The 25,770-nt window shown below is 45.4% G+C and carries 23 protein-coding genes and 3 pseudogenes; 12 read left to right on the forward strand and 14 right to left on the reverse strand.

Annotation, left to right across the window (positions count from 1 at the left end; genetic code table 11):
* Positions 1–8: 8 nt before the first annotated feature.
* From ACQEXR_RS00490 to ACQEXR_RS00510, 5 genes are all read left to right on the forward strand, one after another.
* Positions 9–3,842, forward strand: coding sequence for a beta strand repeat-containing protein (locus ACQEXR_RS00490; protein WP_427019577.1), 3,834 nt, complete (start codon positions 9–11; stop codon positions 3,840–3,842).
* Positions 3,843–3,905: 63 nt separating this feature from the next.
* Positions 3,906–4,595 (forward strand): C39 family peptidase, encoded by a 690-nt coding sequence (locus ACQEXR_RS00495; protein WP_138970580.1) that lies wholly within the window; start codon positions 3,906–3,908, stop codon positions 4,593–4,595.
* Positions 4,596–4,607: 12 nt separating this feature from the next.
* Positions 4,608–5,282: a hypothetical protein gene (locus ACQEXR_RS00500; protein WP_138970579.1), complete on the forward strand. Its 675-nt coding sequence runs from the start codon at positions 4,608–4,610 to the stop codon at positions 5,280–5,282.
* 98 nt (positions 5,283–5,380) lie between these two features.
* Complete coding sequence (locus ACQEXR_RS00505; protein WP_426950868.1) at positions 5,381–6,769, forward strand: transporter; 1,389 nt, start codon at positions 5,381–5,383, stop codon at positions 6,767–6,769.
* On the forward strand, positions 6,720–8,150 hold the full coding sequence (locus tag ACQEXR_RS00510; protein WP_426950870.1) for a sigma 54-interacting transcriptional regulator: 1,431 nt from the start codon (positions 6,720–6,722) through the stop codon (positions 8,148–8,150). The genes ACQEXR_RS00505 and ACQEXR_RS00510 overlap by 50 nt, the downstream gene beginning before the upstream one ends.
* Here the strand turns inward: ACQEXR_RS00510 and ACQEXR_RS00515 are convergent.
* The 5 genes and pseudogenes from ACQEXR_RS00515 to ACQEXR_RS00535 form a co-directional block, all read right to left on the reverse strand.
* Positions 8,147–9,250 (reverse strand): GGDEF domain-containing protein, encoded by a 1,104-nt coding sequence (locus ACQEXR_RS00515; protein ID WP_426950872.1) that lies wholly within the window; start codon positions 9,248–9,250, stop codon positions 8,147–8,149. The two genes, ACQEXR_RS00510 and ACQEXR_RS00515, sit on opposite strands and share 4 nt — an antisense overlap.
* Positions 9,234–9,719 (reverse strand): hypothetical protein, encoded by a 486-nt coding sequence (locus ACQEXR_RS00520; protein ID WP_331427217.1) that lies wholly within the window; start codon positions 9,717–9,719, stop codon positions 9,234–9,236. Before ACQEXR_RS00520 ends, ACQEXR_RS00515 begins: the two co-directional genes overlap by 17 nt.
* A 171-nt stretch (positions 9,720–9,890) precedes the next feature.
* Positions 9,891–11,261: a YjiH family protein gene (locus ACQEXR_RS00525; protein ID WP_426950874.1), complete on the reverse strand. Its 1,371-nt coding sequence runs from the start codon at positions 11,259–11,261 to the stop codon at positions 9,891–9,893.
* A gap of 233 nt (positions 11,262–11,494) precedes the next feature.
* The gene (locus ACQEXR_RS00530) at positions 11,495–12,166 is read right to left on the reverse strand and encodes a YoaK family protein (protein ID WP_138970573.1); all 672 of its coding nucleotides are present in this window, start codon (positions 12,164–12,166) and stop codon (positions 11,495–11,497) included.
* A gap of 107 nt (positions 12,167–12,273) precedes the next feature.
* Positions 12,274–12,384, reverse strand: a pseudogene (locus tag ACQEXR_RS00535) (GFA family protein); the annotation flags it as partial.
* 71 nt (positions 12,385–12,455) lie between these two features.
* Here ACQEXR_RS00535 and ACQEXR_RS00540 point away from each other — a divergent pair.
* The 3 genes from ACQEXR_RS00540 to ACQEXR_RS00550 all read left to right on the forward strand — a co-directional run bounded on the left by ACQEXR_RS00540 (position 12,456) and on the right by ACQEXR_RS00550 (position 14,912).
* On the forward strand, positions 12,456–13,067 hold the full coding sequence (locus ACQEXR_RS00540) for a hypothetical protein (RefSeq protein ID WP_138970572.1): 612 nt from the start codon (positions 12,456–12,458) through the stop codon (positions 13,065–13,067).
* An 89-nt stretch (positions 13,068–13,156) separates the two neighbouring features.
* Complete coding sequence (locus ACQEXR_RS00545) at positions 13,157–13,456, forward strand: isoamylase early set domain-containing protein (protein ID WP_427019578.1); 300 nt, start codon at positions 13,157–13,159, stop codon at positions 13,454–13,456.
* 205 nt (positions 13,457–13,661) lie between these two features.
* Positions 13,662–14,912, forward strand: coding sequence for a peptidoglycan DD-metalloendopeptidase family protein (locus ACQEXR_RS00550; protein WP_331417450.1), 1,251 nt, complete (start codon positions 13,662–13,664; stop codon positions 14,910–14,912).
* 159 nt (positions 14,913–15,071) lie between these two features.
* On the opposite strand, the pseudogene ppsA reads toward ACQEXR_RS00550, so the two are convergent.
* Positions 15,072–16,793: pseudogene (ppsA, locus tag ACQEXR_RS00555) on the reverse strand (phosphoenolpyruvate synthase); the annotation flags it as partial.
* Here ppsA and ACQEXR_RS00560 point away from each other — a divergent pair.
* Positions 16,786–17,175 (forward strand): annotated as a pseudogene (locus ACQEXR_RS00560) (kinase/pyrophosphorylase); the annotation flags it as partial. The pseudogenes ppsA and ACQEXR_RS00560 sit on opposite strands and share 8 nt — an antisense overlap.
* A gap of 84 nt (positions 17,176–17,259) precedes the next feature.
* On the opposite strand, the gene ACQEXR_RS00565 reads toward ACQEXR_RS00560, so the two are convergent.
* The 7 genes from ACQEXR_RS00565 to ACQEXR_RS00595 form a co-directional block, all read right to left on the reverse strand.
* Positions 17,260–18,003 (reverse strand): substrate-binding periplasmic protein, encoded by a 744-nt coding sequence (locus ACQEXR_RS00565; protein WP_331417404.1) that lies wholly within the window; start codon positions 18,001–18,003, stop codon positions 17,260–17,262.
* Positions 18,004–18,067: 64 nt separating this feature from the next.
* Positions 18,068–18,847 (reverse strand): heme ABC transporter ATP-binding protein, encoded by a 780-nt coding sequence (locus ACQEXR_RS00570; RefSeq protein ID WP_138970600.1) that lies wholly within the window; start codon positions 18,845–18,847, stop codon positions 18,068–18,070.
* Positions 18,847–19,884, reverse strand: coding sequence for a FecCD family ABC transporter permease (locus ACQEXR_RS00575; protein WP_426950880.1), 1,038 nt, complete (start codon positions 19,882–19,884; stop codon positions 18,847–18,849). Before ACQEXR_RS00575 ends, ACQEXR_RS00570 begins: the two co-directional genes overlap by 1 nt.
* A 13-nt stretch (positions 19,885–19,897) precedes the next feature.
* Complete coding sequence (locus ACQEXR_RS00580) at positions 19,898–20,743, reverse strand: heme/hemin ABC transporter substrate-binding protein (RefSeq protein WP_426950882.1); 846 nt, start codon at positions 20,741–20,743, stop codon at positions 19,898–19,900.
* Positions 20,744–20,754: 11 nt separating this feature from the next.
* Positions 20,755–21,168 carry a biopolymer transporter ExbD gene (locus ACQEXR_RS00585; RefSeq protein WP_331417407.1) on the reverse strand — a complete coding sequence of 138 codons (414 nt, stop codon included), beginning with the start codon at positions 21,166–21,168 and terminating at the stop codon, positions 20,755–20,757.
* Entirely contained in the window at positions 21,168–21,863 is a 696-nt protein-coding gene (locus tag ACQEXR_RS00590) for a MotA/TolQ/ExbB proton channel family protein (RefSeq protein WP_426950884.1), read from the reverse strand. The genes ACQEXR_RS00585 and ACQEXR_RS00590 overlap by 1 nt, the downstream gene beginning before the upstream one ends.
* The gene (locus tag ACQEXR_RS00595; protein ID WP_426950886.1) at positions 21,863–22,597 is read right to left on the reverse strand and encodes an energy transducer TonB; all 735 of its coding nucleotides are present in this window, start codon (positions 22,595–22,597) and stop codon (positions 21,863–21,865) included. The genes ACQEXR_RS00590 and ACQEXR_RS00595 overlap by 1 nt, the downstream gene beginning before the upstream one ends.
* A 144-nt stretch (positions 22,598–22,741) precedes the next feature.
* On the opposite strand from ACQEXR_RS00595, the gene hutX reads away from it, so the two are divergent.
* The 3 genes from hutX to ACQEXR_RS00610 all read left to right on the forward strand — a co-directional run bounded on the left by hutX (position 22,742) and on the right by ACQEXR_RS00610 (position 24,405).
* Entirely contained in the window at positions 22,742–23,245 is a 504-nt protein-coding gene (gene hutX / locus ACQEXR_RS00600; protein WP_426950888.1) for a heme utilization cystosolic carrier protein HutX, read from the forward strand.
* 37 nt (positions 23,246–23,282) lie between these two features.
* Positions 23,283–23,813, forward strand: coding sequence for a heme utilization protein HutZ (gene hutZ, locus ACQEXR_RS00605; protein ID WP_426950889.1), 531 nt, complete (start codon positions 23,283–23,285; stop codon positions 23,811–23,813).
* A 70-nt stretch (positions 23,814–23,883) separates the two neighbouring features.
* On the forward strand, positions 23,884–24,405 hold the full coding sequence (locus ACQEXR_RS00610; protein WP_426950891.1) for an ATP:cob(I)alamin adenosyltransferase: 522 nt from the start codon (positions 23,884–23,886) through the stop codon (positions 24,403–24,405).
* Between the two features lie 61 nt (positions 24,406–24,466).
* Here ACQEXR_RS00610 and ACQEXR_RS00615 read toward each other — a convergent pair whose 3' ends face one another.
* On the reverse strand, positions 24,467–25,744 hold the full coding sequence (locus ACQEXR_RS00615; protein WP_138970560.1) for an NAD(P)/FAD-dependent oxidoreductase: 1,278 nt from the start codon (positions 25,742–25,744) through the stop codon (positions 24,467–24,469).
* Positions 25,745–25,770: the final 26 nt, after the last annotated feature.

Below are 25,770 nucleotides of genomic sequence, written 5' to 3' on the forward strand. Positions count from 1 at the left end.
AAAACACCATGGAAAAACAATGGAATAAGGTACCGTTAGCGGTAATCATCGGAACGATCCTATCTGCGCCTGCCTATGCAGATGGGCTTGAAGTAGAGGCCAATAATTTACAGGTCTCTGCGGACAACTGGGTGGATGTAACATTTAATGCTCCAGGTGTTTCCGATACGGGAATCACAAATAACGCCTCATTAAGCAGTGGTGCATTTGATGATGCAACAGGGGTTGTGCATTCAAACGTTGCTGCGGGATTTTATAACCAAGGTAGCAACCAAGCCTCTATGGGTACACGTGCTGAAGGTAATTTAGATGAGGCTGCTTCAGTTAGAGCTGGTTCTGCGCAAGCGAGCAGTGGTGAAAACCTGTCGATGAAAAAAGACTTTGGTGGCGATAATGACAACAGTGCAACTTTAGACGGTGCATTTAAGGGTGCCAAAGGCGTTATCGGCACAAACGTTGCCGCGGGTGTATCAAACTTGCAGACCAATAATGTTGCTATGGGTAATGCCGAAGATGCTAGCGAACTAACATTGACAGCAGCCTCTGAACAATACCTTGGACTTGCCCGCACTGATGGTGGTGAGGTTGAAGGAAACACGGTGAACTCACTGGGTGCGGACAATGTCGCAAAAGTTCAGGGTGACGCGTTTAAAGGTGCTAATGGCATTGGTGGGGCTAACGTTACTTCAGGAATGGCTAACCAACAAGCGAACTCTGTCGCTTTAGCCAACTTTGTTACTGTTGGTTCAGGTGATCCGTCTGAAGGAAATCCAGCTGCAAATATTGGTGAGACATTAGGTGTTGATGGACTACCTGCTAACACTAACAACAAGCAACCTTTAGATAACCAGACTGAAGTGACAAGCGTTACTCTGACATCGAAAGGTAAACAGACTCTGGATGGAAATAGTGTAACTGTTGATGGCGACCCGCATCAATTCCAAAACAACACTTCACTGATCGATAATGTGTTTAACGCTGTGAAAGGCATTTTCGGTCTTAACGTGGCTTCCGGCGATCTTAATGCACAAAGTAACAATGTATCGCTAGGTGTGACGGCGCTACCTGATCCAGATACTGGTAGTACAGTTAACGTCAATGCCCTTGCCGAGCAAAGTGTACAAAACAACTCTGTAAGCTATACCAATAACGATGGTAACAACAATAACCCATCAACCAATGATGCCACGATTTCAAAGAGTTTTGTTGGTGCGAATGGTATCGTTGGTGCTAACGCTGCCGCGGGACAAAATAATGCTCAAACCAACAACGTTGCGGTAGCGGTGACTGAGCCTAATGGTAACGGGCCTGTTGATGCTGTCAGTGTGGTTGCATCGTCAACTCAATCTGTCACATCTAATACATTAACTCAGACGCAAGACGCTAGCCTTGGTCAGGTGACCAACAATGCCACTATTAATAAAGGTTCTTTCTCTGGTTCACAAGGCATAGTAGGCGCTAACGCTGCAGCTGGTCAGTTCAATGCCCAGTCTAACCAGGTGAGTGTTGCCTCCGTTGCTGGTTGGATAGACTCACAGTCTGGAACTAGTGGAGTTGTTAAGGCTAATTCTGAACAAACAGTTTCAGGCAACGCCATGGCGACAGAGGGAGAGGAGAACTACGAAGTAACTTCAAACGCGACATTAACTGGTAATGCACTAGATAATATTACCGGTATTACTGGCGCGAATATCGCAGCAGGTCAAGGCAATGCTCAAACCAACAATGTTGCAATGAGCAGTGCATACGGTGATGTCGACTCTTCTGAAGTAGTGGCGGAGAGTACACAAAACGTCACTCAGTCAAACATTTCACCGGACAGTGAATCGGACTTAACGTCAAGCGCAACTATTAGTTCTAACTTCTCGAGTGACATTTCAGGCATCATGGGTGTCAATGTGGCGTCAGGTCAGTCGAATGTGCAATCTAATAACGTCGCCTTGGCTTCGTATAACGACCAGAATGAATCTACAGCAGATGCACTTCAAGTTGAAGCAACCAGTCAGCAAGCCGTGACTTCAAATGATGTCTTTGCAAGTGGTAATGGCTATATCGATAACAATGCATCGATTGATGGTTCGTTTAAGGGTGGAGTCAGTGGTGTGGTTGGCGTGAACGTCACGTCGGGCCAAGCTAATGCAGCAAGTAACAACGTTGCACTTGGTTTATATGCAAGCAATCAGCAAGATGACTCTCAGGGCGATTTAATCAAAGCCAAAGCTAGCTCAGAACAATCGGTTGTTGGGAATACTAATAACATCGATCAAGGTAGCGAAGCTCCTATCAGCAATACAGCGTCAATTAAGAACTCATTCACTAATGGAGCGTCTGGCGTGGTTGGCGTGAATAACGCGGCTGGTCAAGGTAACGCTCAGGCTAATAACGTAGCGATTGCCTTAGATGAATCATCGGATGACGGTGCTGGCGCTGGTTCAGTTATTGCCGCATCAAATCAGGATGTCATCAGTAATAATACCATTTCGGATATCCAAGAAGGCATTGCCGTTTCGAACCAAGCAACGCTAGCAGGCTCATTCACAGATGTGTCGGGTGTTGTTGGAGTTAACCTGTCTTCAGGCCAAACTAACGCGCAAGCTAACAATGTGGCGATTAGTAATGGCTCTGGCGGTGGTGAAACTAACCCATTCTCTAAACAGGACGGTATTGACACGACATCAAGCTTTAGTGGTGTGCTAGCGGCAAGCATTCAAGAGATTGATGGTAGTGATGTGACGTTAGGAGCGAGTGATACGGTTTCGGAAAATGTTGCAACACTTACAGGTTCGTTTGCTAAAGCAAGTGGTGTAATTGGTGCTAACGTTACTGCTGGGCAGGCTAACGCGCAATCGAACAATGTGGCGATTGCGGCTGACGGTCAATCCGGTGCGCAAGATGGCACATTAGCAGCGGCGGCAGTTAGTCTGCAAGAGTTCGATGAAGTGGATGTATCGCTAGGAAGTGGTTTCGAAAATAGCGCGACACTAACCGAATCGTTCAATAATGGTACTAAAGGCATTGTTGGCGCGAACGTGTCTTCTGGTCAGGCAAACGCTCAAACCAACAACGTAGCACTTTCTTCAAATGATGGTCAGCCGTCAGTAGCGGTTGCGGGTAGTGCTCAGGTTATTGGCGCGCAGCTAAATGGTGCAGGTACTGGTAATACGGGTACCAACAATCCAATGACTGTGACTAATGAGCTGTTTGCAAGTGAAGCGACTCTGTCGAACTCATTTAAAGACGCGAAAGGTATCCTAGGTGTCAATATAGCTTCAGGCCAGTTAAATGCTCAGGCAAACAATGTTGCGGCTTCAGTAACTGGTACCGATGCTGGTGCTCCTACTGGTGCAGTCAACGTCCAGGCTGCGGTTATTAATGAAGTGAACTACAACGCCACAGGTGCTTATACAGCAGTACTTGGTAGCAATGCATTCAACGGTGCGACGGGTGTGATTGGTACCAACATGGCGGTCGGTGTTGCGAATGGTCAAAGCAATAACGTTGCAATGCAAATCGCTGATGGCAATACCTCTGGTCCGGCTGTAGCAGCTAACATTCAAGGTTCGTTTGCCAATGGAGCAGCAACCAGAACAACAACTGGAGCGGTTGATGTTGATGGTATGGCTGAATTCGCAGGTCTTGCTGTTGAGAGTGTACAGCTAAGTAAGTTTGCAGTGTCTGATAATGGTACTGGTAGTAACAGTGACCTGGTCAGCGTAGGCAATACAGCGACAATCACAAACAGCTATAAAGGTGCTAAAGGTGTTATCGGCGTTAACGTAGCATCAGGCTTAGGCAACTTGCAAAGCAACAATGTTACGCTTGTCGCTTCACGCGGCAACTAACGACATGGTGTAAATATCGAAATGCCCTCTTCGGAGGGCATCCTTTTAAGCTTAAGGATAAGTATGAAATTTTGTCTTTTGACTGTTGGATTATGTCTGTCGACCCTGACTCAAGCGGCCACGGTTTACCTTGATGGTTTGGTACCTGGGGTAGGTTCGATGCAGAAGGAAGTGGTCAGCATCAAAGAGAGAAAGTTTCTAAATATCGTACGACAACAAACCGACTTTTCTTGTGGTGCCGCCTCACTAGCTACCTTGCTTCGTTATGGATACAACATCGATACCGATGAACAAAAGGTAATGAACGGAATGTTTCAGGTATCGGATGCGACAGCGGCGAGAAAGCTTGGTTTTTCAATGTTGGACATCAAAAACTATGTCGAACAAGGATTGGGCATGAGGGTTCAAGGTTACAATATTCCGGCGGATAAGCTTAGTGCCTTGCCTATTCCAACCATCGTCTTGCTAGACATTAAAGGATACCGTCATTTTGTCGTGCTAAAGAGAGTGGATAAGAGTGGCAATGTCTATATTGCAGACCCTGCACTCGGCAACCTGACTATGTCTGTTGAACAGTTTACTCAGGGTTGGCAAGGAGTCGTTCTGGCCGTGGTTGGTCAGGGGTATGATCAAAGCTCACCTTTAGCCATGCCTTCTCCACCGCTCACGGTACGTTCCCTGGAGGATCAGTTTGCTCCGGTAACGGCCTTTAACTTAATGGATTTTGGCTTCAATGCATCGGAGTTGTTCTAAAAGGGAAATACAATGAAGATCAAATGTTTGGCAGCTTGTCTGTTTACCTGCTTTCAGGCTAATGCGGCGGTTGACTGGCAATCAATGCAAGCAACCTTGGTAGATGAGCAGCAACTATCGACGATGCGGGGTAAGTATCGAGTCGCGCGTTCTGGAGAGGATCTCTATTTTGGGGTACGAATGATCACCCATTGGAGTGATTCGAATTCATCAGGTTCAGCTGGCATGGATGTTGTCGTAAATGGCAACAATGTTAGTGTTACTCCATTAGATGGCAGTGATTTACAAAACAGCATTAATGACAACGGAATCCATGGCAATGGTTCGGGAATGGTTCAATTGGTTCAAATTGCAGGGAATGGCAACTCGGCAAGCAATGACTCTGAGCTGAAGTTGGTGGATAGTGGCGGGTTAACCTCAACGTCGTTATCGGGTTCCTCGCAAGTTGAATACTATCAAGTCTCTGGTGGTGAGAACCGTGTCGGATATAAAGTGACCATCGGAGAAAGCATAGCAATCCAAGAAATTCGTAGCTTGAAATCGGCACATGGAGCCTATCAAGGTATAAAACTCAAAGGTGACGATTTGGTGGTTCAGAACCAAATGTTAATGGAGGTGAAGATTCCCGACTCGTGGAAGCAAAGTCGAGACTTGATGGTATCTCATTCATTATTAAAGGGATTATAAGCAAACCGCATATGCTTCTAATTGATATCTCACTTTTGAAACAGTAAATAATCATAAATTAACTTAACATCAAGCGAGTTCATATCCGGGAGGTGAATATGAAAAGGAGCTCGCTTACGATAAGTTGCCTGATCGCAACTAGCAGCCCTGTCATGCATCTGCATGCCAATGATCAAGTGGACGCTTTATCTCAGCAACTGGCTGAACAAAAAGCGGCGAATGAAGCATTAAAAGCTCAGTTGCAGCAACAGCAGCAAGTGATGCAGCAGGTTATTCAGGCAGTTAATAACCATCAACAAGTGCTTATCAATCATCAGGGAAATATTGATAGCCTAGTCAAAAAGAACCAGCGCGTTTCTGCGGAAATGAAATCTCAACTTAATGGTGATAAGCAACAAAACGTCCTATCACGTCCTGAGAAAGTTGCTATCGATGCAACAGCTGGCTCTTCCCAGGTAGCCCGCCCAGAGACTCAGACTGCCAACACTCAAACTCCGAAAGCTAAGCCGACTAATGCCACTAAGCCTCAAGAGTCGAGCCAGAAAAGCCGCAGTGCAGAAGATGTATACCAAGAAGCGGGTAATGTCTTTACACGTAAGTTCACTCTGGAAACCGCTTTTCGTTACAGCTATTTTGATCGAAAGGATCTTGCATTAAGTGGCTTTCTGGCGCTGGATTCGATTTTTCTTGGCGACATCAACTTAGATAGAGTTCGTTCTAACACCTTCAACTTAGACTTTTCTGGACGTTACACTATCGATGATCGCTGGCAGGCTGAACTCAGTGTTCCGACGGTTTACCGCTGGTCAGATTATGAAACTGTGGGTCAGAATAACTCTAGCGACGGTTTAGAATCAGGCAAGGTATCGAGTTCGGGCATTGGGGATATCAGTGCAGGTATATACTACCGTGTTCTAAAAGAGACCACAGACTCGCCTGATTTAGTATGGAACTTTCGGGTGACCGCACCAACCGGTAAAGATCCATATGGTATCGCGACCTCATCATCCCAGTCTGGCAACCTTAACGTTCCCGATGACCTGCCAACGGGTAATGGAGTGTGGGGGTTAGGTACCGGGATCTCGATTGTTAAAACCTACGACCCTGCCATCGTATTCTTAAACCTTAATTATACTCACCAGTTAGAAGAACAGTTTGACGACATCAGCAGTGCAGCAGGTAATCAGTCTGGCAGCGTTAAGCTTGGTGATAGCTGGGATTATGGTCTGGGCGTGGCTTTTGCTATAAGCGAACGGATGAGCCTCGCAATTAACTTTAGTCAATCTATGAGCAATACCTCTAAACAAAGACTTGATGGAGGAGATTGGGTAGAAGTTATCGGCAGCGATGGCAATAGTGCCACTTTGGGTATTGGTTCAACCATGGCTTTGACCAAGAACTTGAGTATGGTGACACAAGTAAGTTCTGGTTTAAGTGATGATGCTGCTGATTACGCAATCAGCATTCGCTTCCCTTACCGATTCTAAAGGTGATGAAGGTATTATTATGCGAGAAGAACAAGCGGTATCGATATTAGTTATTTCGCGTGATCATCAACTATGGTCAGGAATTTTGTCTGCTCAGGGATGGAGTTATCGAATTGTAGCATCGGTTGATACTGCGAAAAAGATATTAAAGAATGTACACAGACTTGTGGTTGTATTCGACTTTTCATGTGGTCGATACCAATGTAAACAATTAGAAGTACTCCATGGAATCGGCTTGGGAGTTCGCACTATTGCTTACTTGGACAAATCTCAAAGAGAGCTGATGACCTGTGAAGATCTCAACTATATTTCATACTATTGTGTTGATTATTACACCAGTCCTTTGCCTAGAGAAATGGTAGTAAAAACTCTAGGTCATCAATTAGGAATGCTCGATTTGAAGAGCAACTCACTGACAAAATCGAAAGTAAATGTTGTTGAAGTTAAGACGACAGCGTTGATTGGTGATTCTCCTGTTGTACATCGTCTGAAACGACAAATAGGCAAAGTTGCGCCAACGGACGTTAACACGCTAATTTGTGGTGAAAGTGGTACAGGTAAAGAATTAGTTGCTAGAGCTATTCATGATGCATCCTCACGAGCGAATGAGGCATTTGTAGCGGTGAACTGTGGTGCTTTGAATGAACAGTTAGTTCATTCTGAGTTATTTGGTCATGAAAAGGGGGCTTTCACAGGAGCCAGCACAAGCCGGACGGGTAAAATTGCGCTAGCACATAATGGCACACTATTTTTGGATGAAATTGGTGACTTGCCCCTAACTCAGCAAGCCAATTTGCTGCGGTTTCTTCAAGAAGGAACGATCGACGTACTAGGAGGTCATGAGCCGGTCAGGGTAAATGTGCGGGTGGTTGCGGCAACTCACGTTGATTTGGAACAAGCGATTAGGGAAGGCCGTTTCCGACAAGATCTCTACTTTAGATTGAATGTGCTTCGGGTTAATGTACCAGCGTTAAGAGAGCGAGATCAGGACATATTAGTCTTGGCTGAATTTTTTATGAAAAAGTTTAGTGCTGAATATAATTGTAACGTCTCTCATTTTGATGAGGGAGCAAGGCAAAGATTGCTTGGGTACCATTGGCCGGGAAATGTAAGGGAACTAATCAATATTGTTAAGCGTGCCGTGCTGATGAACGACATTGGAGTGATTTCAGCACAAGATCTTGATATATCCGCCAATGTGGAGTTTTCTACACCTAACAACGGTCATAAAGGTGAAAGCTTACGTGATGCCTTACTCCTTTATGAAGGTAATGTCCTAGAAGCCTCGAAATATTTAGGAATATCAAGAGCGACCGCCTACCGGATTATAGAAAAGTACGACCTAAGATCAGCATTGGTTAGGGCGAGAGGCCTCAATTAGTGATTGCTGACGGCATGTATTTCGTGTGATCGTTTGTCGGAATACATGCTTAGGTCTGCATGGGTTAACAACTCAGCGACATTAAGTGAATCTTCTGGATATCGAGCGATACCGATGCTAGTGGTTAATTCGAATTGCGTGCCATCTTTGATTTTAATTGGTTTGAATACGTTTTGATGGATTGTATCGATTGTCTTATTTATTACAGCCAGATCAGTTTGATTTGATATGACGGCAAATTCATCACCACCAATTCGGTAGCATTCTAGCCCGAGACGACTTAAGCGCCTAGTGACTGCTTTAATTACCTGATCCCCAGCATAGTGTCCATGATAATCGTTGATTTGCTTAAATTTATTTAGGTCAAGTAGCAAAATACTGAATGGTGTATCAGAATCTGTTCTCCGTTTTAATTCACTAAACATCGCCAAACGATTAGCAATACCTGTTAGCGAATCTGTGAGAGAGAGTTGCTTATGGTACTCCGACTCTTTATGGAAGATGTACATTGCTAGACAGACGCACAACACAAGCAACATCAAGGAGGCAAACTGGATATCGTTAAGATTCTGTGCTTGCTTCATCTGATCGCGATAGAGCGGACTCTTGATGCGAAAATTGGTGTTTACATACTGAATCATAGACATGTAAAGAGTGTTGAACTCGTCACTGACCTTCTCTACGTAATCAGGATGATTAAGAAGTTCCAAACGGGATTCGAGTGCTTTGAATTGGCTAAATAGTGTCAAAAAGAAAACTCTTGCTCCCGGTAACGCAATGTAGGTATCCGCTTCTCTACTGGTCAGAAGGAGATCAAAACGACTCCAAGTGAGCTCGTACTTAAGCAGGGCTCGTTGATGATAATCCTCATCCGTTGCCGCAAAAGGAAGAATGGAATTGAGCTCCGAAAACTCCTTACTCAGTTGGAATAAAAACCATGTAGCTTGATTTTGCTGTTCGCTGTAGGACTGAGCGTGTTGTCGAGTCGCACTAAGAAAGTAGAGATTCGCGATGATGACCACAAGACTGAGCAAGAGCAGTAAATACTTGGCCCTTTTGAGAATAGCGGATGATTGGTTGTAATTATTGCGCTGCCACATCTTGGTTTCTATGTATGAGTATCTCGTCTATTTGCCACACCATTTGAGCGTGGAAAACAGCATTATCAATTTCTGGGTATTGGTCTAAATTAAAGACCAGCCAATAAGGACCTTTATTTCTAACTTTAATGGGTTGATTGTCTATCTGATACGCCACAATAGGCTGATACTTTTTGATATCTTTGATTTGTGAGCTAGCCGCGTAGTCATTGAGTGCAAGGAAAGAGACAGAAAAAGCGTCGTTAATTCCAAGGTGTGTTAGGAGATCAGAAACCTTGAATCCAGTAATGTCTTTCTTATCTTCGAACCAAGGGAGGCTGGTGGTAAAGCTCGTTGGTGGAAAGAGAGATGTGACTTGTTCATGGGTAAGAACAATAGGTTGTTGATCTGCTGCACGAATGACCAACTGAGAGCCCAATGTTTGGAAACTCAAAATCGAGGACAACAAAGCAGCCCAATACCACCTCATAAGCTCTCCTTGGATTATTTATTTAGATAAATATCATTAATTATATTATGAGAACTGATGGATTAGAAAGCTTTTAGGCAAACAGTGAGAGATGACGAGGGTGCTGTTGGATATGATGAACAACAAAGCCCCTAAAAGGGGCTTTGTTCATTACGACAGAAACGGTGCGGATTAGAAAATCAGGTGAGCAACCGCTGCAATAACAGGTAATGTGATAAGAGTGCGCAAAATGAAGATTGCGAACAGCTCAAAGATATTCACAGGGATACGGCTACCTAACAGCAGAGCACCCACTTCAGACATGTAAATTAACTGAGTAACAGACATCGCTGCGATAACAAATCGAGTCATCTCGTTGTCTATTGATGCTGCTAGGATTGCAGGGATAAACATGTCAGCAAAGCCTACAACCATGGTTTCGGATGCCGCGGCTGCTTCAGGAATACCGAGTAGCTCAAGGAATGGGATAAAAGGTTGGCCTAAGAAGCTAAATACCGAAGTGTATTCAGCGATAATTAGTGCGATAGTGCCCAAGCCCATAACAACAGGCAGTACGCCAAATACCATATCGATAGCATTGTGGACGCCTTCTTGGAATACACTTTTAACTGACTTAACTTGGCTCGCTTTGTTAAGTGCCAGTTCCATACCCCAAGAAAAACTTGTGTGACCTTCAGGGATTGCATCTGCATCTTCACTTGGCTTAGAGCCATCGATGAAGGCATCTTTTTTGTAGCTAAGTGGTGGAAGGCGAGGGATGATCACCGCTGCGATGATACCAGCCAAACAGATAGCGCCATAGAAAGGCAAGAACAGATGTTCCAACTCCACTTGAGCAATAACAACAAGGCTAAAGGTAATGGAAACCGCAGAAAAAGTTGTACCTACAACTGCCGCTTCGCGTTGGGTGTAGAATTTGTTTTCGTACTGCTTGCTGGTCAGAAGAATACCTACTGAACCATCGCCTAGCCATGAAGCCATACAGTCGATAGCACTGCGACCCGGTAGGTTGAACACAGGACGCATAACTTTGCTAAGAAGAGTGCCGAATAGCTCTAACAGGCCAAAATTAAGGAGTAGAGGAAGGAGTAAGCCTGCGAAAATGAACACTGAAAATAGAGTAGGAAGCAAACCTTCAAGTACTAAGCCGCCAGTATTCTCTTCCCAAATTGCTTTAGGACCAATTTGGAAAAACGTCATTACAACAGCTGCACCGCCAATCAAGCGTACCGCCAGCCACAATGGGCTTGGGTTAAACAAGCTGTTTAAGAAATTACTCTTGGCAATAAAAGCGGGTGTCTTAATTCGACATAAAGCTGAGGCTGCAGCCATAAATGCGATGATCGTTGTGACCATAGCAACTAGGTAATCGCCAAATACGGCTTGGATGGATTTAGCTAATACAGCCACAGGGATGGTAATATCACCCTGATAGCTAATCGGTGCCATAAAAACAAAAAGGCCAAGTAGGGATGGAATAAAAAACATCCAAAAATTGCCTTTACTATTCACTTGCTTCATCGTTTGTGCGCTGTCTTGCATAAGTTTCTCGAGTTACAACTAGTGTAATACCTAAACCAACCTTGTTGGCATAGTTATTCACTAAACATCCATATATTATCAAATCTGAGCAAGGTTAATGGCTTTCCATAGTTCTTGCAATACTATTCAATAAAAATCGCTAAATATTCAACGAAAAATGTCAATAATTTTACCGTTGATGGCTAAATGTGTCGCGGATGTTAAATTGTTTACTCTAATGTTTCAAGTGTCAGTTAGGGTTGAGCTCGAGTTGGATGGCTTGAAATAAAGACCCAGTAAGCTATTGCAAGGCATAGAGCCAGTATGATTGGAGCAGCAAGGGCACCGATTGCATAATATGCGAACAGCTTGGCACCGATGATGCCACCGGATAAAAATCCACAGAAGATAAACATGAAGAGTTTCGCTTTGCGATAATCGAATGATTCACCCCGAAGCTTCGCGCCAATCATGATGCCAAGGTCAGTGATGATGCCGGTCATGTGCGTCGTGCGTACCACTGCTCCGCTAAACGTTGTGATCATCGCGTTTTGTAAACCACAAGCAGCGGAAGCTAAGTATTGCCCTGCGGTGATGTTTTCTTGCAACAGAATGTAAGCGCCAAAAAGCAGCAAGCTTTCAAAGCAGAGTGCCACGCCATAGCGTCGCCCGAGTTTGAGTGCCGTACTCTCAATAAAAATACCACTTAGCACCGCGCCAATCAGAAAGCTCAGTAAGATAAGTAAAAGGTGGCCTGTTTGCTGATCAAAGGCTTCGATTGAGGTGCCAAGCAGGGTGACGGTACCAGAAATATGCGATACAGCCTGATGTTGAAAACCTAGCAATCCTATTGCGTTTACAATGCCTGCGAGTAAGGCGAGTAGAAACGCTCCATATTCTACCCAGCGTGGAAGTTTGGAAATCAAAAGTTGCTCCTTAGATCTAAGGCGCAATTATAGAGCGAGTTCGCGTTTGTCGATAGGAAAAATCGAAGTCAAAAGTTGATCAAAGATAACTAAAGATAGCGTTCCATCTGGCATTCAAAACAATGACAAACTGAACTACGCTCAGGTTCTCCACGACAAACCAAATTATCTTGACCACAGCTACAGTCAGCTATTCTAATTTTATGCTGTTGTTCCATTTTATCTCCTTGCGGTAGCCTGCTAACATGCTGTTTGATTATTCTATGATTCCAATAAAATTGATAACCCGATGAAAAAACGCTTATTACCGATTCCCCTCATCCTTTTGATTCCTGTTGTATTGCTAATTATAGTCACGGTTGCAGGCATCTATCGTTTCAGCCTTACAGATGAAGAAATTCTAGCCAAATTTCCCAATCAAGGGCCGCAAAATAATGCCATTATGGCGCAAGTTTTTGGCATTAAGACAACCAATCCATGGACAGTCAAAGTGCCTGACAGCAATGCGTTTACCTTCATAGAAGATCTAGAACATCGACCAATCGCGGCAGGTAGTTATGAGGATGGCGCAGTCCGAGGTCGCGTTGCGATAAACACAGAACAAATCGTTAAGTTAAATGACACCACCTATGCTGTGATTCTTGCGGTTAGCAATCAGGGGTCAGGGGTGTTCTATTATCTTGCAGTTTCAAAGTATGACGAGTTTAGACAACGCATGATCATCAACGGCGGAGCATTGTTAGGTGATCGAATTAAAGTGGCTGAAATTTCCGCTGTTGATAGATTGATTACTATTAAGCTATTGGAACGTGAAGCGAATCAGTCTATGGCTGAGGAACCGTCACAAATAACCACTATACTGTTCAAGTTAACTGAGCAAGATAGCTTAGAACTGCGCTAAACCAATCAATTTGTTAAGCGTGCTATCAAAGACATTGAACTGCCTAACCCGTTATGAGATGGATTTTAATTGTGTTAATGGAGTGATATATGATCAATAAGCGTTTCTTTAAAACCAAGGATGAAGTTGAAGTAACTTTTGAGTTTGCGGCGGATGAGGTTGGGCATAGTGTGGCGATTGTCGCGGATTTTCTTGATTGGCAGCCGCTCGCCATGAAAAAAGTGGCTAAATCTAAGTCATATAAATTCAAAACTAGTCTACCTAAAGACCAAGAATTCGAGTTTCGGTATTTGATCGATGAAGAACGGTGGGTGAACGATCCTGCTGCCGATCTTTATCGTCCAAATGGTTTCGGTGAAGATAACGGGCTAATTTCTACTTATCAGTAAGTTCTGACAGGAAAAAATAAGTTTTGTACAAAAAAACAACAAGGCGCATAGCGCGCCTTTTGTTGTAAACCTGACAATTGACAGGTGACAAGCCTGAGACAAATTTGTACTCTTAGGGCTTTGTTTATTTCGATTTATAGGTCAAATTGTGCAAACTAGAAGTTTGAAGTCTCGCTTCCAAGAGCTATCGAGGCCGAAAAAGCTGATGGTATTGAGTTTGCCGATCCTCGCGGCAATTGCGGTAGCAAGTACTTCGCAACATGGTCGATACCAACGCACCATTGATCTCTCCCTACCTGAGTCAACTTTGGTTGATCGCTTGCTGATCGATACGGATATTGCACGTGATGTGCCGGATTACGAGTATGTTATTCAAGCTGGTGATAACTTGAGTAGCATATTTAATCAGTTAGGCTTTGGTTACAGCGAACTGATGAAAATCATGGAAACCGACCTCAACTATCTTGCTCTGGATACGCTCAAACCAGGAAACACCTTACGTTTCTGGCGAGATGAGGAGAGTAAGCATCTGGCAAAAATGGAGCTAGAGTTCAGCTTGGTTGAGCGTGCAGTTTATACACGAGTTGATGATGGTGAATATGAGTTCACGGATGTAAAAATTCCAGGTGAGTGGAAGTCTTTTGCATTAGTAGGTGAAATCAACGGCAGTTTTTCTCAGTCAGTCAATGCTCTTGGCCTGGGTAAGAGTGAGATTGAACAGGTCGTGAATCTACTTAAAGACAAAGTAAACTTCGCGCGTGATTTACGTGCAGGAGATAAGTTTGAAGTTGTCCAATCACGCCAATTCGTCGATGAGCAACTGACGGGAAATCGCGAAATCCAGGCTATCAGAATCTACAACCGCGGGCGTGTGCTTTCGGCTTATCTGCATAGTGATGGTCAGTATTATGATTTCAATGGTGATAGCCTACAGAGAGCTTTCCAACGCGAACCAATTACCGGGCGTTACCGATTAAGTTCTCAATTTAACCCTAATCGTAAGCACCCAGTGACAGGGCGAGTCTCTCCTCACAATGGTACCGACTGGGCCGTACCTATTGGTACACCGATCGTGTCGACGGGAGATGGTGTGGTGGTGATGACGCGTAAACACCCTTATGCGGGTAATTATGTTGTTATTCAGCACGGCAGTCGTTACAAAACTCGTTACCTACACTTGAGTAAAATTCTCGTACGTAAAGGTCAGAAGGTGTCTCGTGGGCAACGAATTGGCTTATCAGGGGCGACAGGTCGAGTGACGGGTCCACATATTCACTACGAATTGATTGATCGTGGCCGTCCAGTAAATGCGATGAAAGCAAACATCCCCATGGCGAATTCAGTGCCGAAAAATCAGATGGCGAGTTTTAAAGCCAGACGAGATGAGTGGGATGCGATGCTTAAACAAAGAGAAATCGAGTTGGCAAGTGAGCCTCCATTGAAGACTACCACATAACAAGAAGCTCCTTTTCCGTAGACTCAAACGTGCAACTTGGTTTGACTCTTGGCTACACATCGACCCATGGGTATTTATGATTGGTGGCGGTTACAAGTTCTAGTTGTACCCGAATATAAAAAGGCTTCCCACGGGAAGCCTTTTAACATTTACGAACGATTACTTATTGGCTTTTCCAAGCTGTAGCCAAGTATCGATAACCGTATCTGGGTTGAGGGATACTGAGCTGATGCCTTGTTCCATTAACCATTCAGCTAAGTCTTCGTGATCTGATGGTCCTTGCCCACAAATGCCGACGTATTTACCCGCTTTCGTGGCCGCGTCAATCGCCATTTTAAGCATCGCTTTTACCGCCGGGTTACGTTCATCAAATAGGTGAGCAACATCGCCTGAATCACGGTCAAGACCAAGTGTAAGCTGAGTCATGTCGTTGGAACCGATAGAGAAACCATCGAAGTACTTCAAGAATTCATCCGCCAGAATCGCGTTGGATGGCAGCTCGCACATCATGATCACTTTCAGACCCTGATCGCCACGGCGTAAGTCGAATTTAGCCAGCAAGTCGATTACCGAAGCCGCTTCGCTCGGCGTGCGCACGAATGGGATCATGATTTCTACGTTCTTCAGCCCCATTTCGTTACGAACACGCTTAATCGCTTGTGTCTCTAACTCGAAGCAGTCTTCAAAGACTGGAGAGATATAGCGTGAAGCGCCACGGAAACCTAACATAGGGTTCTCTTCATGAGGTTCGTAACTTTGTCCACCAACTAGGTTGCTGTATTCGTTCGACTTGAAGTCAGACATACGAACGATAACACGTTGAGGCCAGAAAGCCGCTGCGATTGTCGCGATACCTTCAGTCAGTTTGCTTACATAGAAGTCGATAGGATCTTTGTAGCCACGAATTCGTTGGGTGATCTCGGTTTTCAGTTCGTCGCTCTGCGCATCAAAGTTGAGCAGTGCTTTCGGGTGAATTCCGATCATCTTGTTGATGATGAATTCCAGACGAGCCAGACCGACACCTTCGTTAGGAATCTGCGCAAAATCGAACGCACGATCTGGGTTACCAACGTTCATCATCACTTTGGTCGGCAGCATTGGCAATTCATCCACAGAAGAGCGCTTGATTTCGAACGCTAGCTCACCTTGGTAGACATAACCTGTTTCACCTTCTGCACAAGATACGGTGACGGTAGAACCATCAGTGAGAGCACTCGTTGCGTTACCACAGCCAACAATAGCCGGAATACCAAGCTCACGGGCAATTATTGCTGCGTGACAAGTACGGCCGCCACGGTTAGTCACGATTGCAGAGGCTTTCTTCATCACTGGTTCCCAGTCAGGGTCAGTCATGTCTGTGACTAATACATCGCCTTCTTGTACCAGTGACATTTGGTCTAATGAATCGACCAGACGTACTGGACCAGAACCGATACGCTGACCGATGGCACGACCTTCAATCAGAACCTGCGTTTTATCGTTTAACTCGTAACGCTCAATAACATTCTGCTCGCTCTGAGAACAAACCGTCTCTGGACGCGCCTGAACAATGTATAGCTTGCCGTCGATGCCATCTTTAGCCCACTCGATATCCATTGGACGTTGGTAGTGCTTTTCAATGATCATCGCTTGCTTGGCCAGTTCTTTGATCTCTTCATCACTCAGAGAAAACTGGTTTTGCTCCTGTTCGCTGGTATCGATGATCTCAACTTGTTTTCCAATTTCTTGGTTAGTCGAGTAGATCATTTTGATCAGCTTTGAGCCAAACGTCTTTTTCACAATGGCTTGTTGACCCGCTTCCAGCATCGGCTTGTGAACGTAAAACTCATCTGGGTTAACTGCGCCCTGTACGACCATTTCGCCCAGACCCCATGAAGAGGCGGATATCATCTTACTTGGCGTATCGCGCAGTGGTAAAACGCCAACCAGCCTTTATATGGCGATGCAGTTTGGCCTGCGAGTCGTTAACTATCCATTTATTGATGATGATTTGAAACGCTTAAGATTACTGCCTGAGTTTGCAATTCATCGTCATAAGTTGTTTGGTTTGACCATCAATCCTGAACGATTGACAGAGATTCGAGAAAACCGTCTAGCAGGAAGTGACTATGCGAGTAACGAACAGTGTTTACATGAACTGCAAACCGTTGAGGCGCTATTTCGTCGCGAAGCGATTCCTTATATCAATACCTCTTCTTTATCGGTAGAAGAGATCTCGACCCGTGTTCTAGAGCGTTCAGGACTACGTCGTCGCCTTCTGTAATTGTCAAAAATGATGGCCGAGGACTATGGACCATGCCGATGACCGTGCTTTTGATATTCTCATCGTTTTGTCATTGGTGCTCGGCTATGGTGCAGTCTGGTTGCCTTGTAAACTGATTAAATAGTTATCAAGCACCTGTTTGAGTTTGGTTTGTGCGGGAAATTGTTTCGAAATCAGCATATAGAACTTGTGTGGGGGCATGTTGGGTATCGCCTTAGCTACTAAGTCATCAGTAATGTATTCGATCCCCCACACCGATTTTAAACCATCAATGATTTCCAGCCAGTTTAAATAAACTTCACATTCACCTTGTCTTAGTTTGGTGAGGACGTCCTTAACCGAGTTTCCTTCACGGACAATATTATTAAGTTCAAAGTCAGCGTAATTGTAGCCATGGTTACCACATACTTTGTAAGCGGATAGGTCTTGCACACTGGTTATCTCTAGACCCTGCGGAAATCGAGTGGAAGAGTAGATATAGTATGGGGTTATGCTGTAGTACCACTCTGTGTAGAGAAAGTCCTTTGTTCGGGTATCGCTGAATGAGGCACTAAGCGCTAAGTCAAATTCTCCACTTTTGGTCCCCCTCAAGCATCGAGACCAAGAGGTCATTGTGATGTCATAGCTAACGCCATTTTGAACTAATACCCTATCGAGAATGACAACATCGGAACCGTAAGCGGCATCATTTACAACGTAAGTATAAGGGGACCAGTCAATTGCATCACCACAGACTCTTACATGGGTCAATTCAGTGTTATGAGCGTAACTAGCGAAGCTCACAAACGTGATGACACAGGCGATAATGATGTCAGTAAACCGAAGCATTATACAATTTCCTCAAGCGCAATAACCTGAGTATAGCTAAGGTTTTCTAACCTATCGAACCAGATTAGGATGCAGGAAAAATCAATGGAAAGTCTAGTGTTGGGTGTGACGTGATAAGAGCGTCGTAGCCATAGACTTGCTTAATCAAATCGACATCTAGTGCATGCCAAGGTGCTTCATCACATGCAATTTTTCCCTGATGCAAAACAACCAGACGATCTGAATATTGTGCAGCTAAGTTTAAATCATGCAAAACCACTACTACGGCACAATGTTCATCTGCCAGTCTGCGGGCAATTTTTAACGTGTTGTGCTGGTGGGCCAAATCCAATGCCGAGGTCGGCTCATCAAGCATCAGGATTTTTTCGCGCTCTGAATGTGCGAGTTGAACCAATACTCGAGCTAAGTGGACACGTTGCTTTTCGCCACCCGATAAAGAAGGGTAGAGACGTTCGCTTAGATGACCAACATCGGTCATCTCCATATATTTTTGCGCCAACAGTTTTACTTGCTTATTTGGTAGATTCAGCGGGATCCCACCAAGCTCAACAACCTCGTGAACCAAAAATGGAAAACTGAGTGTACTGTGTTGAGGTAGCATACCTAAGTGCTGTGCCAAATCACCTGGCTGCCACTGCTCTTTACTCCGTCCAAAATAGCTTATATTGCATCGTGATGGGATCTCTCCACACAGCAATTTGAGTAAACTGCTTTTACCCGCCCCATTGGGTCCCAAAAGCGTGGTAACTTCTCCGGCTCGGATATCGATACTGATATTATCGAGCACTTTACGTTGACCATACGACATAGAAACTTGTTGGGCAGACAACACGATGTCATTGATCATAGGATTGCCCCTTTTTGCTTGAAGAGAAGATAGATAAAGAAAGGAGCGCCGATAAGGGCAGTCACAATGCCGACAGGCAGTTCAGCGGGGGCAACGGCCACTCGAGAAAACATATCGGCTAGAGTGAGTAGCAGTGCGCCCATTAATGCAGAAAGCGGCAATAAGGTTCGATGATCAGGCCCTGAGATCATCCTACCCAAGTGAGGAATCACCAAACCAATAAAGCCGATCATGCCAGATACACTGACAGTCACACCAACACCGATCGCGCTAAGCAGGATCAGCTGGCGCTTTAGTTTTTGTACAGGAATCCCAAGGTGTGCGGCCTCTGCCTCACCAAGCAGTAGAGCATTGAGTGCCATCGCTTTATAAGTGAACACCGCCATCAGTAAAGTCAGCGTGGTCGCGCACAGCAGAATGCTAGACCAGTTTGCCCCCGCCATAGACCCCATCGACCACAAGGAGAGATCACGTAGCATCTGATCGTCAGCGACAAAGCTCATGTAACCAATTCCAGCTCCTGAAAGCGCACTGATAGCCACTCCTGCTAGTAGCATGATGGTGACAGAGGTTCCCATCTTGGTTGTGCCTAACCTGTAGACCAACACCGTTGTTAGTGCTCCACCCAGAAAAGCGAACAGTGGGACGGCGGCTAAGTTCATAAATTGAGGGTGATTGTGACTGACGCTTGAGAACAGGACTATCGCAGTCGCGGCGCCGAGGGAGGCCCCTGCCGAAACACCAATGATTCCGGGTTCGGCAAGTGGATTGCGAAATAGCCCCTGCATGACGCTGCCACACAGTGCCAGAATCGCTCCCACTAACATACACAGAAGTGTGCGTGGAAAACGGATTTCATGAATGACGAGATTGATGTGAGGAGCGAGATCTTGCGATTGGAACATCAGGCTTTGAACACTTTGCCAAAAGCCAATATGCATTGGCCCCACGGTCACTGAACTGATGGCAGTCACAAGCAGTGTAAGCCCACCCAGTGCCCAAATTGTCGTATTACCCAGTCGACGAAGAAACATGGTTGTAGTGCTCTTATCTCAATATTGTACTTAGCCGCTCGGCTTCTGAAAGACTCTTCAACCCAAGTCCCCCAACCAAAGCACGACCATCAATTTGAATTATTTGTCCATTTTGTCCAGCGGGTGTTGCTGCCAGCATAGGCATACTGGCGAGAATGGCGTCCACCCCCCCTAGCTGTTTGTAGCTACGTCCACTGACTAGAATCACATCTGGTTGCATCTCTACAAGGGCTTCCGTTGAAAGAGGTTTGTATGACGTCACACTCTCCGCTGCAGGATTGCGAGCTCCCGCTAACTCTATGATTGCATTTGGCGTGGTATCTCGGCCAGCGACATTGGCGGGGCGCCCTTCATGAATGAGCAAGAACAGGACTTTTTTCGCTGAAACTTGATTGTTTTTGTTGGCTTGCAAAGTATGGATCTGTTTAGTGATACTTTGCTTCAAGTTTGAGGCTTGTTGCTGAGCATCGAGTAAAGAAGCAATTTGGTCTACGCGCTGCAGCAGACCCTCTGCGGTTGGTTTTGTGTTAACAATATCCACCGTCACCCCTGCTGCACGAAGTTGGTTTAATGTCGTGTCTGGTCCCATCTCGTCAGAACCGATTAAACGAGTTGCACCGAGTGCAAGCAGACCTTCTGCGGATAGTTGTCGGTGATAACCTATATTGGCTAACGATAAATTGGTTGGACGTTCACTCGTGACATCAACCGCAACGAGCTTATCTTGTTGTCCCAGCGCCACAACCAGTTCGGTGACAGCACTGCCTGCACTGATGACTTTTTCATCGGCGAAAGAGTGAGCGGCAATGAGAAGCAGGGAAAGTGTGGCGAAGCGCTGAATGAAGGCATTTTTATACATAGTTGACTCGGCTATTTAGAATCTTGCGTGAGTAGTTGAGTTGCTTGAATACCGTTTTGCTGCAAGAAAGCGAGCAATTTGACCAAATGTTGAACATCGGCGGTTTTTTCAGCACCAACCACTATCGGCTGTTTGTTGGTACGGTGCTCTTCGAGCAAGGCGAGAGTGAAGTTATTCCAGTCGATATACTGTTTACCATCAATGGCCCAATGGGGCGCTTGTTCAAGAATATTGATGGTCAGAGAGGTATTTTCCACCACTGAAACCGCAGGGGAATCGACGCTAGGTAGGTCGACTTCGAGGGAGTCCAGTTTGACGGCTGCTGTGAGCATCAAAAACACCATGACGATAAAAATAATATCGAGTAAGGGCGTTAAGTCTGGTACCAATCCGTTGTGGTTTGCTTGCTGTGAGACTTTAATCATTAGTTGGCCTGAATTTCTAGTTTAGCGACTTTTTCACTCGCGCTGCCCTTGCTGGATGAAGTCTCTCCGAGGCGTAGCCCTTCAAGCCATAGATTTACGTAGTTCAAGGTGTGCTCAAGCTTCGCGATAACACGATCTGCCCATAGCCCAAGCAATTGAGCTCCGGCGATGGCAGGCAGAGCAATGATCAACCCTGCGGCGGTTGTCCGCATTGCGATGCCAAGACCGTCAGCAAGATCATTGGGCGTAATGTTACCTGTAGAGGCGGCAACGCCTTTAAACATCTCTATCAAACCTAGTACGGTACCAAGTAGCCCAATCAGAGGGCTAATCACACCGATTAGAGAGAGCAAACGCAGACCAAATTGAAGTTGGTGACGCTTCTCTTGTAGCCACATACCTGCCGCATCTTCACGCAGTGTTTTATCAAACGAGTGGTGTGCGAGTAGCATAGCGACGCCCGTGTAAAGGAGAGGTCTACGCACAACCAGTGCCTTTGATAGTGCTTCTATCTGTTGAGAGTCTGTTGGTGTGATTTGCTCTAGTTCAGCGCGAATAGCGTGTTTGCCAGCCCCTAAACTGAGGATGACATGGAAAATACGCTCGGCGATGATCATTAGGGTGAGCCCAGAGCAAAGAATTAGCGGCCAAGTCATCAGGCCGAGCTGTTGTTGCAACTGATTTATTTGTTCCATTATTGGTCCAACTTAAAACGAACAGGGATTTGAATGCGGTGTGCAATTTGCTGACCGTCAACAGATTGTGGGGTGAACTGCCACGTTTTGATGGCGTCTAAAGCGGACTGATCAAGTATCGTCGCTCCTGAAGAGGAGATTAGGACTTGCTTAACCTGATTGCCGTTTTTATCAAGCCAGACCTCATACAAAACCACGCCTTCTAAGCGGCGCTTTTTCGCCAATCGCGGATATTTAGGTGCAGTAGGTTTAGTCAAAAATGACGCCTTGGTGACCATTACGGGCTGCGCATTTACGCCGTTGTTAACGTCCTGCGGTAGGGCATCATCGGACGCCTGCTCTGGTTGTGGCTCAGCGAGAGGCTTTTTGTCTTGCTTTGCCACGCGTCGATTCTCTGCTGTGTGCTCAGGCTTTTTTTGTGCAGCTTGTTGCTTTGAAACTGGAGTTTTGACGGTATCCACTGGCTTTGGCTTTGGCTTTGGCTTGGCGAAGTGTTTTTCTTGTTTAACTGCGCTTGATTCGACTAACTTAGGTTGCGTTTTGATTTGAGCTTTTTGTTCAACAACAGGTTGAACCGAGCTTGGTGGAGCCGTCATTTTTAGATTGAGAGAGACTGAATTGGAGGGACTGCCCGCAGGCATAGCCATGGCTTTGGGTTCTTGTGTAACAACAACTAACGCAGCATGCACAGCAACAGATAGACCTGCGGCAACAACGTATCGTTTAATGTTCACTTTATCTCCTTATCCAATCTCGCTACTCAGTTACGGCGAGATTATTACTCACAATGTAAATAAGATCAATTATCAATTGCATTCTCATTTTTGACAATTTATGATCCCAACCATCAGTGGAATAAGCAACAGTATGGAAAGAGTATGCCCTCATTAAAACAACAAGTGGTTCAGCTATTGGAGCAAGAGCCGGCTTTGCTGCCTGCGGATTTGGCGGAAAAACTCAACGTATCAGAATTTCAAATTGTTGCTTCTTTGCCTGATGGCATGGTGACTCTTGTCTCTGGGGAACAAGCGCAATGGGTTTTGGAGCAATTGGTTGGTTTTGGCCCTGTGACGACTATCGTTCATTCATTTGGCTCAATTTTTGAAGTCAAAGCCCCCTTTCCTAGAGGGAAAGAGACCAGAGGTTACTACAATCTCATGGGGAAAGAAGGTGAATTACATGGTCATCTCAAGCTAGAAAATATTAAGGATATTGCTTTGGTAAGTAAGCCTTTTAGAGGACGAGAAAGTCATTATTTTGGATTTTTTTGCTCACAAGGTAATAATATCTTTAAAGTCTATTTGGGACGTGATGACAAACATCAACTGTTTGCTTCTCAAGTCGAGACATTCAAACGCTGGCAGCACGAGTTGAGCCAATAACAAATACAGAAAAAGAGAACAGATTAAGGAGCCTCAAATGGACCAACAAGTGAAACAAGAGCGTTTGCAAGGTCGTCTAGAACCGGAAATTAAAGAGTTTCGTCAAGCGCGACGTACATTGCAACTCGCCACCGTCGATGAAAATGGGCGTCCGAATGTGAGTTACGCTCCTTATGTGCAGAATCAGGATGGTTACTTTGTCTTAATCTCTGAAATCGCTCGCCACGCACGTAATTTGCAGGTCAATCCAAGTGTGTCGATTATGATGATTGAAGACGAGGGTGACTCGAAACAGCTGTTTGCTCGAAAACGCTTAACGTTTGATGCGATAGCGTCAGTGGTTGAACGCGATAGCAAGCAATGGAATCTTGTGATTGCACAAATGAAAGAGAGATTTGGTGAGATTATTGATGGCCTTAGCCAATTACAGGATTTTGTTTTGTTCAACCTAAAAGCGGAGCAAGGTCTGTTTGTCAAAGGCTTCGGTCAGGCTTATCAGGTGTCGGGTGATGATCTTGTTGATTTTGTTCATTTAGAAGAAGGTCATAAAAAGGTTTCCAACCAGTAGTGATTCAGATAGCTTAGATTCCAATTAAGGAGCCATAGTGGCTCCTTTCTGCTTTAGGAGAGGAATTACGATGCGCCCCGTCAGCAAAGATCACGGAGAAATCTGCTACCCATTCATCTATGAAGATAGCCCAGTGTGTGACTTTGAGATCGCCAGTGACGAGTTGTGTAGCAGGATTGGTTTAGTGCTGACGTATGAGTTGGATGACGTTAGCCGTGATATATTGCTGCGGCTTCAACCGAATGTATATCACCTCAATGGTTCCGTTCGCGGGAAGATGGCGATTGATGAGTCAACCCTGCATGAACTCTATCGTGACTACAACCAGTTAAGAGAAAAACTTGATGGTGGCTTCAAAGGGTTTGTATTACCCGGTGGACACCGAATCTCAGCGGAGCTACATCTGTGTCGTACTCAAGCTAAGAAAGTGGTTCGCGCGTTGGTGGCAATTGAACACTCAGGCAGAAAGTCGCCGGATCCGATCTTGTTCCGCTACGCCAACCTACTCGCCAATATCATGTATGCGCTAGCCTCATACACAAACCGTGTCCATCAGGTAAATGAAGTGGAGTTTGTCAGTCACAGTTACTAGCTGAGTAATGCCCCCTAATGTAGAGGGCGTGACACCGAGGCGATACGAACGATCAGAGCGGCTATAGCATATCTCGGATTCTGAAATAGGACATCGCCAGAACGAGAGCAGGGGTGCGGAACAAGCGACCACCTGGGAATGGGTGGTGAGGAATTCGGTCAAATATGGCAAAACGTTCGGCTGTAGTGGCGATGCACTCTGCCATTAGGGTTCCCGCCATACCAGTGGCTGCGATGCCGTGACCTGAAAAACCTTGCGCAAAGTAGACATTTGGCTTTAAGCGACCAAAATGCGGTGCTCGGTTGAGGGTAATGGCGACATTACCTCCCCAAGCAAAGTCAATCTTGGCGTCTTTCAGCTGCGGATAGATATCAATCATTCTCGACTGCATTGCTTTTCTAAGGTTAAAAGGTGCAACGCCTGAATAACTGACTCTGCCACCAAATAACATGCGGTGATCTCCTGAACAGCGGAAGTAATCGAGTACAAAGTTAATATCACACGCTGAAATATGATTTTTCATCAGATCATTGGTGACCGTTTCACCGAGCGGTTCTGTCGCGCAAATATAGGTGCCAACGGGCATGACACGATTTTCTAACTTGCTCTCCAACCCATCCATATAAGCATTACAGGCTAAAACAACGTGGTTGGCTTCAACGCTGCCTTGTGCCGTAAACAGTTTGGCAGGATCGCCATGCTCAATCTTCTTACATTCACTCTGTTCGTAAAATTCAACCCCCGCATCTTGTGCGGCTTTAACCAAACCAAGCGTATAATTTAATGGGTGGAGGTGACCGCTGTTAGAGTCAAATAAACCCGAAGTATAACGATCGCTTGCGATGTGTTCGCGTGTCTGTTTTTGATCCCAAAGTTGCAGTGATTGGTAGCCATAATTCTCGGTGAGATCATCGTGCCACGCTTTGAGCTCGCGATCGTGACGTGATTTGACGCCTAGATGGACCATACCATCACGCCAATCACACTCAATGTTGTATTTTTTTATGTTGCCTTTGGTGAGTGCCAAAGCGTCAACGGACATATCCCATAGTTTACGTGCGTCTGATTTACCGACCAGTTTTTCGAGAGTACTTTGCTCTGAAGCCCAACCGAAAATCGCTTGACCGCCACTACGACCTGATGCACCCCAACCGACGCGTTTGCCCTCAAGCACAATGACTTTAAAACCACGATTGGCAAGTTCAAGTGCCGCTGTTGCACCAGTAATACCTGAACCCACCACACAAACATCCGCCTTGTGTGCGCCTTTTAACGTTGGAAAATCAAAGTGTTGATTTGCTGACGCTGCGTAGTAAGAGTCGGTGTGCTTTGCTTTCATAGCTTTGTCCTTAAAACTAAAGTTGA

This window comes from Vibrio sp. TRT 2004, assembly GCF_050113735.1.
Classification (GTDB): Bacteria; Pseudomonadota; Gammaproteobacteria; order Enterobacterales; family Vibrionaceae; genus Vibrio.